The 12450-nt window shown below is 37.1% G+C and carries 15 protein-coding genes and 1 riboswitch; of the genes, 4 read left to right on the top strand and 11 right to left on the bottom strand.

The genetic code is table 11. The features are described from left to right. Window positions 1–135 precede the first annotated feature (135 nt). The 7 genes from DRF61_RS21045 to DRF61_RS21015 all read right to left on the bottom strand — a co-directional run bounded on the left by DRF61_RS21045 (window position 136) and on the right by DRF61_RS21015 (window position 4354). On the bottom strand, window positions 136–363 hold the full coding sequence (locus DRF61_RS21045) for a microviridin/marinostatin family tricyclic proteinase inhibitor (RefSeq protein ID WP_111960784.1): 228 nt from the start codon (window positions 361–363) through the stop codon (window positions 136–138). A 48-nt stretch (window positions 364–411) separates the two neighbouring features. Next, the gene (locus tag DRF61_RS22955; RefSeq protein ID WP_223560199.1) at window positions 412–483 is read right to left on the bottom strand and encodes a microviridin/marinostatin family tricyclic proteinase inhibitor; all 72 of its coding nucleotides are present in this window, start codon (window positions 481–483) and stop codon (window positions 412–414) included. A gap of 198 nt (window positions 484–681) precedes the next feature. Then, window positions 682–927, bottom strand: coding sequence for a microviridin/marinostatin family tricyclic proteinase inhibitor (locus DRF61_RS21035; protein WP_111960782.1), 246 nt, complete (start codon window positions 925–927; stop codon window positions 682–684). A 114-nt stretch (window positions 928–1041) separates the two neighbouring features. Next, complete coding sequence (locus tag DRF61_RS21030; RefSeq protein ID WP_111960780.1) at window positions 1042–1827, bottom strand: alpha/beta fold hydrolase; 786 nt, start codon at window positions 1825–1827, stop codon at window positions 1042–1044. A 6-nt stretch (window positions 1828–1833) separates the two neighbouring features. Beyond that, a complete protein-coding gene (locus DRF61_RS21025; RefSeq protein WP_111960778.1) occupies window positions 1834–2238 on the bottom strand; it encodes a hypothetical protein in 405 nt (134 codons plus the stop codon). A 12-nt stretch (window positions 2239–2250) separates the two neighbouring features. After that, the gene (locus DRF61_RS21020) at window positions 2251–2970 is read right to left on the bottom strand and encodes a pyridoxine 5'-phosphate synthase (RefSeq protein ID WP_111960776.1); all 720 of its coding nucleotides are present in this window, start codon (window positions 2968–2970) and stop codon (window positions 2251–2253) included. Between the two features lie 115 nt (window positions 2971–3085). Continuing rightward, a complete protein-coding gene (locus tag DRF61_RS21015) occupies window positions 3086–4354 on the bottom strand; it encodes a mechanosensitive ion channel family protein (RefSeq protein WP_111960774.1) in 1269 nt (422 codons plus the stop codon). A gap of 122 nt (window positions 4355–4476) precedes the next feature. Between DRF61_RS21015 and DRF61_RS21010 the strand changes: the two genes are divergently transcribed. Both DRF61_RS21010 and DRF61_RS21005 read left to right on the top strand, forming a co-directional pair. Then, complete coding sequence (locus tag DRF61_RS21010; protein ID WP_111960772.1) at window positions 4477–4968, top strand: DUF456 domain-containing protein; 492 nt, start codon at window positions 4477–4479, stop codon at window positions 4966–4968. A gap of 12 nt (window positions 4969–4980) precedes the next feature. Continuing rightward, window positions 4981–5490 carry a hypothetical protein gene (locus DRF61_RS21005; protein ID WP_111960770.1) on the top strand — a complete coding sequence of 170 codons (510 nt, stop codon included), beginning with the start codon at window positions 4981–4983 and terminating at the stop codon, window positions 5488–5490. On the opposite strand, the gene DRF61_RS21000 is transcribed toward DRF61_RS21005, so the two are convergent. The 3 genes from DRF61_RS21000 to DRF61_RS20990 form a co-directional block, all read right to left on the bottom strand. Continuing rightward, window positions 5477–6118 carry a uracil-DNA glycosylase gene (locus DRF61_RS21000; RefSeq protein ID WP_111960768.1) on the bottom strand — a complete coding sequence of 214 codons (642 nt, stop codon included), beginning with the start codon at window positions 6116–6118 and terminating at the stop codon, window positions 5477–5479. The genes DRF61_RS21005 and DRF61_RS21000 overlap by 14 nt on opposite strands. Window positions 6119–6266: 148 nt before the next feature. Next, window positions 6267–7268 carry an acyltransferase family protein gene (locus DRF61_RS20995; protein ID WP_111960766.1) on the bottom strand — a complete coding sequence of 334 codons (1002 nt, stop codon included), beginning with the start codon at window positions 7266–7268 and terminating at the stop codon, window positions 6267–6269. Window positions 7269–7296: 28 nt separating this feature from the next. Continuing rightward, entirely contained in the window at window positions 7297–7806 is a 510-nt protein-coding gene (locus DRF61_RS20990; protein ID WP_111960764.1) for a GNAT family N-acetyltransferase, read from the bottom strand. Window positions 7807–7865: 59 nt separating this feature from the next. Between DRF61_RS20990 and DRF61_RS20985 the strand changes: the two genes are divergently transcribed. Then, a complete protein-coding gene (locus tag DRF61_RS20985) occupies window positions 7866–10013 on the top strand; it encodes an endonuclease MutS2 (RefSeq protein WP_111960762.1) in 2148 nt (715 codons plus the stop codon). Window positions 10014–10083: 70 nt separating this feature from the next. Here DRF61_RS20985 and DRF61_RS20980 read toward each other — a convergent pair whose 3' ends face one another. Continuing rightward, window positions 10084–11154, bottom strand: coding sequence for a GEVED domain-containing protein (locus tag DRF61_RS20980; protein WP_111960760.1), 1071 nt, complete (start codon window positions 11152–11154; stop codon window positions 10084–10086). A gap of 232 nt (window positions 11155–11386) precedes the next feature. Here DRF61_RS20980 and DRF61_RS20975 point away from each other — a divergent pair, with 232 nt between their 5' ends. After that, the gene (locus DRF61_RS20975) at window positions 11387–12184 is read left to right on the top strand and encodes a hypothetical protein (RefSeq protein WP_111960758.1); all 798 of its coding nucleotides are present in this window, start codon (window positions 11387–11389) and stop codon (window positions 12182–12184) included. A 52-nt stretch (window positions 12185–12236) separates the two neighbouring features. Beyond that, a riboswitch (cobalamin riboswitch) is annotated at window positions 12237–12415 on the top strand. Window positions 12416–12450: the final 35 nt, after the last annotated feature.

The following is a 12450-nucleotide window of genomic DNA, read 5'->3' as shown; positions in this document are numbered from 1 at the left end:
AAAAAAAATATCAATATTGTAAAAATCATTCGAGTGGGTAATGCAGAGAATCATTGGCCGGATTTTATTAAAAAAGGAAACTTAGTGGTAAGTTTCCTTTGAAAGATTGTATAATACGATTATTTCTTTAAAGTATTAGTCTAATGGTACTGTTGGGGCATCATCATCTCCGTCAGATGGATACTTCATTGTATGCATCAGATCATCTTGAGGTGAAGTCACCGTATCAACTGACGGTTTTGTGATCACATCTCTTTCAGGAATAGTAATCTCACCACCTCCTTTCACTGTTTCCGGATCTTTAAGCTGCTTTTCTAAAAACGAAGCAAAAAACGGCTTCTTTTGTGAATTCTTGTCTTTCATAATAATTTAGTTTTGGTTAAAATATGTTTTAAATTTTTCTAGAGAAATTTAAACAACATCATCATCACCGTCAGAAGGATATTTCATCGTAACCAAAAGATCCTTGCTTGGAAATGTCACGTGATCAAAAACCTGTGCTGTTACATTCAACTGAAGGTGCCGTAACGATATCGTTATCAGTGTTGTTAATAATTCCGCCTCCCTGGATGGTATCCGGATCTTTGATCTGCTTTTCCAGGAATGAAGCAGAAAAAGCTTCTTTTTTAAATTCTCGTCTTTTATGGTAATTGAGTTAGATTATATTGTCTTGTATGCTGATTATAGAGCATCCAGTTCTCCACTCTCATCACTATCGGAAGGGTATTTCAGTGTCACTACCTGATCTTTTAACTGCGATGTTGCATTATCTAGGAACGGTGAAGTCGTTATAGTGTCTCTCGTTGGTACAGTAAGTACATCAGTAGTAGGTGTTGTAATTCCACCTCCTTGAATAGCTTCAGGATCCTGAATTTGTTTCTCTAAAAACGAAGCAAAGAATGGCTTTTTTGAGTTTTTCTTTTCCATAAGTTATTATATTTAGTTTTATGCAAACTAAAATACAAAAAATTTCAATACACGGGGATATATTGTTTTATTTTAAGAAAATTTTAACTAAATCAGTAAAAAGAAAGAATTAAATTAATTTAAACCCAAAAAAACTTTAACAACTTTCGCGAAATCAACTGGATTTTCAGCCTGAACCCAATGTCCGGCGTTTTTTACCGTAACAATTTTAGCTTTTGGAAACTGCTGTTTGATTCCGTATTCATCCTGAGGAAGGATATAATTTGATTTTTCGCCTGCAATAAATAAAGAATCGCCTTCAAAAACCCCAAATTTTACCGCATTAGAAACAAATTCGTTATATTTTTCAGATAAGGTTTTAAGATTGAATCTCCAGTTCAGCTTTTTATTGTCGTCCCAGTACAGATTTTTTGCCAGAAACTGGATCGTAGATTTTTCAGGAATGTATTGGCTTAATATGGCTTCTACATCACCACGTGAGTCTGCCGTATTGAAATCTACCGTTTCAAGGGCTTTAATAATCCCCTGATGATGCGGAGGATAGGCTTTTGGGGAAATATCCACTACAATCAGCTTTTCTACTCTTTCAGGGTATTTTAAAGCAAACTGCATCACGGCTTTCCCCCCTAAGGAATGACCCAAAACATGGGCTTTCTGAATACCGTAATGATCCATATAACGGGCAATATCGTCTGCCAGATCGTCATGTGACATACTTTCGGAATGAAAGCTTCTCCCGTGATTTCTAAGATCGATCAGATGTACCGGAAGATACTCTCCTAAGTCTTTTCCAAAACTCCCCCAGTTGTCGAGCATTCCAAACAGTCCGTGAAATACAAGAAGTGGCGTAACCGTAAGATTCTCACCGAATATTTTTGAATTAAGTATATTATTATCCATTATGTATTAGTCTAAAAATGATGAAAAAAATTCTCCAACTGCCTGAAAGATATCCCCAATATCCAGCCAGGATAAATCGATTTCTGTGTCGGAAAGCTCAGGAATAACGAAATTGAATCCTCCTGAAGAAATTCCCTCCAGCATGGCCTGCTTCATTTCGGCATAATCGCAGATTTCTCCCGAAGCTTTATGATATGAATCAAAATCCTCATGCGAGGAAAAAACAGCCATTCCCCAACAGGAATAATCAATTGCACCGCTTATATTACTCCATGAAGTTTTTTGATTGGCTTTTTTTATTTCTTCAGGTTTATAAAATTTCTTCTTACCGTAATCATCTACAAGGATGCTTCCTAGATCTTTAATATATTTTTTCCTGTCTTCAGGTAAAGGGGTACAAAACTCGCTCATCTTATTAATCAATTACCATTTTGCCAGTCTCTTCAAATAAGCCTGAACGGTGTTTTCAAGTCCCATATAAAGGGCTTCGGAAACCAAGGCATGCCCGATTGAAACTTCAAGAAGATTTGGAATCTGGTCCGCAAAGTATTTTAAATTTTCCAGGCTCAGATCATGCCCTGCATTGATTCCCAAACCGAATTCCGTAGCAGCAACCGCTGTATCATAATAAGGTTTTATAGCCTGTTCTTTGTTCGTCAGATAGTTTTTCGCGTAAGCTTCAGTGTAGAGCTCAATTCTGTCAGCTCCTGTTTTTGCAGCGTGCTCTACCAATTCCGGTAAAGGATCTAGAAAAACAGAGGTGCGGATTCCTGCTTTTTTAAATTCTGTAATAATCTCGGTCAGAAAGTCCAGATGTTTTTTAGTGTCCCAACCCGCATTGGATGTAATGGCATCATCTGCATCAGGAACCAGGGTTACCTGTTCAGGCTTTACTTCCAGAACCATATCAATAAAAGAGCGGTGCGGATTTCCTTCAATGTTGAATTCTGTTGTAACCAGCGGTTTCAGATCATATACGTCTTTTCTTGTAATGTGCCTCTCATCAGGTCTCGGGTGAATGGTAATCCCCTGTCCTCCAAATTCCTGGATTTTTATTGCTGCTTCTGTTACGCTTGGCGTATCACCTCCCCTGGCATTTCTTAATGTTGCAATTTTATTAATGTTTACACTTAGTTTTGTCATTTCTTTATTTAGATGTTATTTTTAAGAGATTAGAAATTAGCTCTTGGAATTACTTCTCTAGTTAGATAAAAGTAATGGTCAAATTATAATAATCTCTAGTTTCTGACTTCTTTATTTATGCCTTAATGCTTATTTGCATCACCTGAAGATCAAATTCTTTGGAAGCCACCAGGAGATGGTCGAAAATATCAGCCTGGATCTGCTCAAAATGTTCCCATTTAGAATCATTTGCAAAACAATACACTTCAAGGGGAAGTCCCTGTGGTGTAATATCTAGCTGACGAACCATTTTAGCTCCTTTTTGATCTATATCCGGATCATTCTCTATATATTTTTGGGCATAATACCTGAAAACCCCGATATTGGTAAGTTGCCTTCCGTTAATGGTCTTATCATTATGCTTCAGGTCCTGTTTTTCTTTTTCTATCTCCAGTGTTTTCTCTTGAAGGTAATCTGAGATCAGGTTGATTTCTTTTAAACGTTCAATATCTTCTTCATTCAAAAATTTAAAAGAATTGATATTAAAGTAAATAGATTTTTTGATCCTTCTCGTATTGGATTCGGACATGACCTGAAGGTTTCTGATCTCTGTCGTCAAAAGGTCATAGGTAGGAATTGTAGAAACTGTTTTATCAAAATTCATGACTTTCGTTGTCAGAAGGCTGATATCTATAATATTTCCTTCCATACTGTATTTGGGAATGCTTACCCAGTCCCCTACCTTAAGATTTTTGGAAGTAGCAACATGTATCCCGGTTACAAAACCTAAAATGGTATCTCTGAAAACCAGTACCAGTACAGCTGTAATAGCTCCTAAACTCCCGACAATAGTGGTTCCTTTAATTCCAAATATGACGCATATTCCCAATACGGAAAATATGAAGATTCCTAAGATCTTTACGGTTTCTGAAATAGCATTCAGCGCCATGATCTTATAAAAGTCCTGCTTTATGGTAAAATAATTTCTAAAGCCCGTTAATGACCTGTAAAGCATTCCGGCAAGAATAAGTACAAGCCCCAAATTGATAGATCTGTTAATAAAAATATTTGTTTTAGGGAGTGCCGTTGCCGGAAATATAGAAGGATGTATTCCTGCGACCACCAAAAGAGCGGCAAAATGAGCCACAGAATTGGAAATCTTAGACTGATAAATTGACCGGATGATCGGATATTTTTCGTCATTCCGGAAAAACCTGAAAATAAAATTGATCGCAAATTTAAAAACAAAATCTACTACTAAAAATACAGCACACAAAAGTGCCAGCTTGATAATAATATGAACAACCCAATCCATCCCGCCGGGTGTTACCTGGCTGATATAGATGTATAGCTGATCACTTATTTCCTGCAAAAAATTCTTAGTGTCTTGTATTTCGTCTTTCATTACGGCAAATTTATAAAATTAAGAATGATGATCTTACTATTGACAATCAATTTTCATCCCAAATATTAAAAAGGCTTCTGCGAATTTTCTTTTTTCCTATCTTGCATTGATAATTTAAAAGAATGGATACCACCTTAATTAATATTCTCTGTCTTATTTTATTGGTTCTCGGGATGCTGGGAACTTTCCTGCCTGTACTTCCGGGGCTTTTGCTAAGCATCTGCGGACTTTTAATTTATAAATTCGGGACAGATGCAGATTTGCCGATGATTTATATTTGGGCATTTGGGATCCTCACAGCAATTTCTGTAGTTTTAAGCTATGTAATTCCGGCAAAAACCAACAGGAAATATGGTGGAACGCGTTGGGGAAGTATCGGATCAGTTATTGGGACCATCGTAGGAATTTTCATTCCTATTCCTTTAGGGTTTCTGATCGGAATGTTTGCCGGGGTATTTATCGGGGAACTTCTTCATGACAGTAAGGATATGAATAAGGCCTTACAATCTACTAAAGGTGCGTTTATCGGCTTCATTTACGGAACCGGTTTTAGTCTTGTGGTAGGTGTGGCAATGTTTTTGGTAGTAGTTTTAGATATGCTTGATATTATTTAAAAAAATAAAAATATGTTCCATAAAGCCATCATACTTAGTCTGGGACTGCTCACTTTAGCAGGATGCAATGCCCAAAAGAAAACAAAAGCCCCGGGATCAACCGCCGGAACCCCTTCTCCTATGAATGAAACCAAAAATTCAGCACAAAAAGGAGGCGTCATTTATTTTAATCAGGGAGAAAATAAATTCCTTAAAGAATACGAAATGAATGTGACCTTCAAAGGTATTTCTCAAGACAGCCGCTGTCCTGAAGGAGTTGTATGTGTTTGGGCAGGAGTTGCTGTAGCTCAGGTAGAAGTAATGGGAACCTACACCCGGCCTACCGTCTTAAGTCTTGCCACTTCTGATCATGGAGGACAAGATTATCACAAGTCTGCAGAATTCAACGGATATACCATTTCATTGGAAGAATTAACTCCTTCCCGGAAAGCTGAACCAGGAGGAAAAGATTTGGATGGACAGTACAGAATCGGGATCAAAATTACAAAAGCTGACGAGAAATCAAATTCTACCAAGAAATAGGTTTCTTCCCTTTTGAGACCAGATATTCATTGATCTTTGAGAAGGGCTTGCTTCCATAAAAACCTCTATGTACAGAAAACGGTGACGGATGCGCCGATTTTAGAATAAAATGCTTAGCCGGATCTATGAGTTCGGCTTTTTTTTGTGCAAAAGCCCCCCAAAGAACAAATACTACATTCTCTTTTTTATCCGAAATTTCTTTAATGATAAAATCTGTAAATTTTTCCCAGCCTAAATCTTTGTGAGAGTTAGGTGAATGGGCACGAACCGTTAAAGTAGCATTGAGTAATAATACGCCCTGCTTTCCCCAGTCATCCAATTCTTTAGAGGTTCTTTCAATTCCCAGGTCGTCTTTTAATTCTGTAAAGATATTTTTAAGTGAAGGCGGTGCCGCTACCTGCTCTGAAACGGAAAAACACAAACCATTGGCCTGATAGTCATTATGATAAGGATCCTGCCCCAGGATCACCACCTCAACATCTTCAAAAGGAGTAATTTCCAGTGCTCTGAATATCTGTTTTTTAGGTGGAAATACTTTCGTTGTTGCGTATTCCTGCTTTACTTTGTCCCAAAGATTGGTAAAATATTCTGTTTTCTTTATCGGGGCTAAAACTTCTGTCCAGGTCATGGGATTGGTATGATAATTTGTAAATGTATTAATGTGATATAATTCTTCCTTTACCGAAATTATATTACAAAAATATTCTTTAATTCCTGGATAGCCAAATCTGGTAATATAATGATTGAATGATATAGTTATTGAAATGAATGGTGAATTACGTTTTAAATATTTTCACTCTTTTTTCAATAAGTATGTAAGAAAAATAAGACAACAGAATAGAAAATCCAATCAGAAGAAAATTATTGAGATGGTAGGAATCTACAATGACTATTTTCTGTCGCCTTACGATATAATGGATAATATATAATGAATATGAAATATTTCCTAGAAAGTAAACTGCTTTTGTTTCTAAAAAACTTTTGACCAGACTCTTTTTTTCCGAATACAGATGCTTTATAATAATTGCTGACAGTAACGGAATAAAAAATAATCCTCTTGCAGTGTACAGAAGTAAAAAGGATAGAATAACTACACCATAAATAAAAAGGTTACTTTTCTTTATTTTTATTCCCTGTAAAAATGCAATTCCAATTCCTATAAAATAGCAGGATACCGTTCGCACTAAAGAACTTACTCCAAAAACGATATCAAGGTATTGAGAAGATCTGTCTATCTCAAGCGGTGCATCATCAAAATACATGTCCGGCAGATAAGAAACAATACCTCTTAAAGCTAAACCTAATATGATCAAGAACCAACTGTTTAGTTTATATTTAAGTATGCCCCATAGCAAAAAGGGAAATATCAGATAACAAATCCATTCTGTGCTCAATGACCAGTATACTTCATTTAATGAATAATTGGGATTAAAAAAACACTGTAGAAGTGCTGTATTGACTAAAAATTGGGTCCAGGTAGGATTTTTTGCTATAAAAACGATGATAAAAACAACAGACAAAAAATATACGGGATAGATCCTGTTGACTCTTTTCTTATAAAACTTCTGCACTCCGTCAAAAGTCAGGTGCTGAAATTTCCCCGAATAAGATACCGCCAGCAGAAAAGCACTCAGTACAAAAAAGATATCTACAGCTACATATCCCTTCCCATTCACGGACTGGATCCAAAAATTTCTAAAGTAACTGAAATGGAAAAATGTTACCCATAGCGCAACAATACCTCTAAACCCTGTTAATGATTTTATTTCATTTTTCATATGCTAAACAATGCAGTCTGTGGGGAAATCAATTAATTATTTTCTTTAAACTAAAAATAATATTGTCGGGAAAATCCTCATCTTCTCTGTTCTCTTCCAAAACAAAATTATGCTTCAAAAGAAGACCTTTCGAGTTTTCATTAAGCTTGTGGGTAATCGCTAAGATTTCCTGTAGATGTAATTTATTAAATCCATAATCTAAAACAGCTGTTAAGGCTTCAGACATAATTCCTCTTCTGTGATAGTCCGGTAATAATTCATAGCCGACTTCAGCCGTTTTTCTGTCTTCAGAAAAATTCCACAGGCAGATGGTTCCGATAAGATTCGGCTGATTTTTATAGGTAATTCCCAGATAAAGGGTTTGCCCGTTCTGAGTTCGTTCTTTAATCGTTAAAATAAATTGCAGAGCATCATAGTTCGTTTTCGGAGAATTCCTTTTCACAAACTGATTAATAGTTTCGTTGCTTCTAATCTTCAGGATATCTTCTACGTGGCTTTCGTTAATTTCCTTTAATATTAGCCGGTCTGTTTCAATCATTAATTTGGTAAATATCTCAAATATACATAATAATCACATTTTCTCACTAAATTTGCAATGTGTATATAAATAAAGAAGATTTAAACGAATTAGAGTTCCCGCAATTGCTCGCGGAAATCTCTCCATTTGCGTATTCTCCGAAAACGAGAGAAAAAATTCTTCAACTTCGTCCCATGGAAATTGACGAGGCGGAACTTTCATTGAAAAAAACGTCGGAGTACCTTTCGAGTTTTGAGAGTTCAAATGCGATTCCGTTCGATGAATATGAAGATATCGAAAGTGAGCTGAAATTAATGCTGATCGAGAATTACCGTCTGGAAAACAGTGCTTTCATTAAAATAAAAACCTTAACTGAACAGATAGGAAAACTTCAGAAGTTTTTCCCGACCATGCCCGACACCTTTCCTAACCTGATAGGAGATGTTTCTGAGCTGGAATTCAAAAAAGAGATTATTGATAAGATAGATAAGGTCTTTAACCGTTTTGGGGAAGTAAAAAGTGATGCTTCTCCTGTGCTAAAGGAGCTCAGAGCTGAAATTCAACAGGCTAAAAAAGCCATTCAGGAGAATTTCAACCGTGCGCTGTTCAATTATGGACAAAGCGACTTTCTGGATGATATCCGCGAAACTATTATTGAAGATCAAAGGGTTTTAGCAGTAAAATCCGGGTTTAAGAAAAGGGTGGCAGGAAGAGTTTTAGGAATTTCAAAAACAGGCTCTATCACATATATTCAGCCGGATAGCGTTGTAAAACATTACTTTAAGCTGCGCGAAAGTGAAGAGGAAGAGAAGAAAGAGATCGATAAGATCCTCAGAAAACTGACTGCGGAACTGGCAGAATTCCAACCTCAGCTTTGGAGATACCAGATTTATATTTTTGATCTTGACCTTACAAGAGCAAAAGCAAAATTTGCTGAGCTTGTTAACGGAATCCTTCCGAAGATTAACCGTCACAGGACGTTAAAGCTAAAAGACGCATACCATCCGCTGTTATGGCTGAGAAATAAAGTAGAGAACAAAACTATCTTCCCACAAAGCCTGTCATTGACAGACCATAACAGAATTATCTGTATTTCCGGACCGAATGCAGGAGGAAAATCTATCACACTGAAAACCGTTGGGTTGCTTCAGCTGATGATCCAGAGTGGAATTCTGGTACCGGTACATCCGAGGTCTGAAATGTTCTTCTTCGAAAAGATCATGACCGATATCGGAGATAACCAATCGATCGAGAATCATCTGTCTACTTATTCGTCAAGGCTTAAAAAAATGGCAGGGATCATTCGTGAAGCTGATGGCAATACGCTTTTGCTTATTGATGAATTTGGAACCGGATCTGATCCTGAACTTGGCGGTGCCCTTGCAGAAAGCTTCATGGAGTATTTCTATGATAAAAAGAGTTTTGCCATCATTACTACGCATTATACAAATATCAAACTGGTGATAGAACAGCTTCCGAATGCTGAAAATGCAGCAATGCTTTTTGATGAGGAAACCCTTGAGCCGATGTATAAGCTGGAAGTGGGACAGGCAGGAAGCTCGTTTACCTTTGAAGTAGCAGAAAAGAACAGGATCCCAAGGTTTATTATTCATGCTGCCAAAAAGAAGGTAGAACATGATATTGTCAATCTTGATAAAACGATTGTAAAGCTTCAGCAGGAAAAATTTGAAGTTGAAAAACTGAAAACCGATCTTGCCGAAAGGAAGGAATCTGTGGAAGACAAACGCGACAATCTTCAGAAGCTGAACGAGCAGTTGCAGCAAAAGCTTTTCAACTTTCAAAAACTATATGAAGAAGAACACCGAAAGCTTCAGTTTGGAAATAAGATTGAAACGTTTATCGACAGCTATGTAAAAGGAAAATCCAGAAAAGATGTTGTCAAGGATTTTGTGAAACTGCTTGAACAGGAAAAATTCAGAAAAATAGGTGCTGATAAAGATGAATCGAAACGTCTTCAGGTGGTGAAAAGAAAGATCACGCAACAGCTTAAAAAGGAAGATGTAATTGAAAAGATTGCTGAAACCAATGAAAAGCTGGAAGAAAAACGCAAAACCGACCGTGCCGTCTGGATGAAAGAAGGACAGCGTGTCCGTATTCCGGGAAGTACCAGCGTAGGAACTATTGAGAAAATTTCCAAAAATAAAGTGATCGTCAACTACGGAACTTTCAAAACAACGATTAATGCAGATGAGCTGGAAAGAATCTGATGATTTAGGATTTATAGCTTAAAACTTATAAAAAAATAGCGCTGAAGAATCAGCGCTATTTTATCTTTATTTATTTCCTGATAAATTTCAACCGGGCTGTATTTTCTTTACTTTTAAGCTGAATAAAGTAAATTCCTTTAGCGAGATAATGAATATCTACTGTATTCTCAAAGGTTCTGCCCTCTCCCACTTTCTGCCCTGAGACTGAGAAAATTTCATACTCAGCTTGTGAGGAAAGTCCTGAAATATATAAAACGTCTGAAGCAGGATTCGGATAGATACTTATTTCTTTGGATTTCCCAGTTTCATCTACAGCAAGATTCATGTTCACAAAAGTTACTCCATAGTCTTCCACTTCTCCATACGCAAATATTTCGCATGGACCAGCAGGCTGTGTTTGGCTGATGATTACCCTCATTGCTGTTCCACACTGGGTTATACCGGCAAAAGAAGGAACATTAAATATAAAAGCTTTAGGATTTGTAGAATCTACCATAGTAGAAACGATCATTTCCGAAGCTTCAAAAATGGCGTTCGCATTAAAATCTATCCACGCTTTTACATAAGATGTCCCCGGTACTGCTGCCCAACTGGGTGTTACCGATAAAACATTATTTACACTACCCACCCCAAGCTGTATGCGGCGGGGTAAGTCCATACGAAAATCCGTATGGTTTGACATCGATGAAGCACTTACCATTGCCGGAAGTCCCCCGGAAGGAGTTATCGTAACGTTCGATAAATACAATGTTCCCAAATTAGTAGAAGTGGATCTGCAGTAATTAAGATGGGTATAAAAGGTTAACGGAAAGGATATATCTCCGGACGCATTATCAATCACCTGAACCATATGTCCCAGACAGGGTGTGAGATTATTCAGATCGGCAGAAGTGGTCCCGGCAGGAATATTCATCGAGAGCCATACCGCAGATGTTGAGGCCCTCCATTTCACGGTATAGCCTGTAGCTCCGGGTATAGGATCCCAGGTGATATGTGCAGAAGTAAAACTGATATTGGAAGCTGCTAAATTCATCGGAACAGTAAAGGCAGATTCTGCGCACATATTGTCTATTCTACTGGCTGCCTGAAATTGTACTGCACCTGAAAAAAGCAGAAGCATAAAAAGTAGCTTTTTGATCATATTTATTTGTTTATGGATTTTCGTTTGAAAAATAGTTTAAATTATTTACATATTATTAAATTTTAATTAATAAATACTCCATCTGAAACGTTTTACACAAAAAAAATATTATTTTCTGATCAGATAATAACTTTTTTAGAACATATTGATCATTTTAATCAAATACTGTTATATTTTACTGATCAAAAAAACATTTAATTTATATATTTGAGGGATCAAAAATTTTCATCAAATGATTTCCATAAACAAAGCATTGTACCTCTCCGCTTTCAGCCTTTTTTCTTTGGCATTTGTCAAGGGACAGAATAAGGTTCCTTTTGGTGTTGTAAAAGCTGAAGAAGGCTACGCCAACGTGCGCGTCCATAAGGATGACTACAGAAAAATCGTAGACAAGATCCGGATGCGTAAAGGGGATGTATTTGTTTATGTAAAACCTGCACCCGGAGAAACGGAATGGGTATGGATTAAATATCCTGAAAAGCAGGATGAGGAAAAACCTTTTGTAAGATATGAGAATCTTGAGAAGGAAGGAATGGTAAATAAAGGGCGTATTGCCTTTATCGACCAGCTTCCTCAGTTTACACCTTCTAAATCCAAGAACGGGAAATCACTAATCTTCACAGACAACAGCAATCCAAAAATACCGACTTCACAAAGAACCAAGGTGGTTATTGACGTTTATCCGTCCAATGCCGGTTACAGAAAGCAGGAAAAAGATACGGATGGAAAGATCCTTACGATTGATAAAGTAAAACCATGGGGAATTAAAGACGGGCTTCCGGAAGGGATGACTGAGATTAAGTCCATCAGAGTACAACAGCCGGGAAGAGGTTCTGTTTTTGTAAGGGAAGCTATTAAAAATATGTTCCAGCCTACCATGGATTTCAATAATGTCGGAGTAACGGCTCTTGACAATGATCACATCTATCTTTATATGATCAATGGCTCGGGTGAAAACAGATATGTCACACTTTGGACCATCAAGGAAGGAAAGGTAATGAGCCAGATTATTTACAATAGTCCGGAATAATTGTCGTTTTTCACAGTAATATTCTTATTTTTGCCCTGAAAAAGTTTAACGCTAATTCATCACAGAAATTGGTTCTGCTTAACGCAGATTAAAAGGGAACCGTGTGAAAATCACGGACTGTCGCGCAACTGTAAGTAACTGAAGTCTTTATCAAGGATCCACTGTGCAGGGCACGGGAAGGAGATAAAAGATGTTACAAGTCAGGAGACCTGCCTATTTCTTTAAACAAGAAACTTTCGCGATTTGAAGTTTATTGATCTGATGGA

The organism is Chryseobacterium lathyri, from assembly GCF_003290185.1.
Lineage (GTDB): Bacteria > Bacteroidota > Bacteroidia > Flavobacteriales > Weeksellaceae > Chryseobacterium > Chryseobacterium lathyri.
Note: the sequence above shows the minus strand (reverse complement) of the source record. Positions and strands in the feature narration are given on the sequence as shown.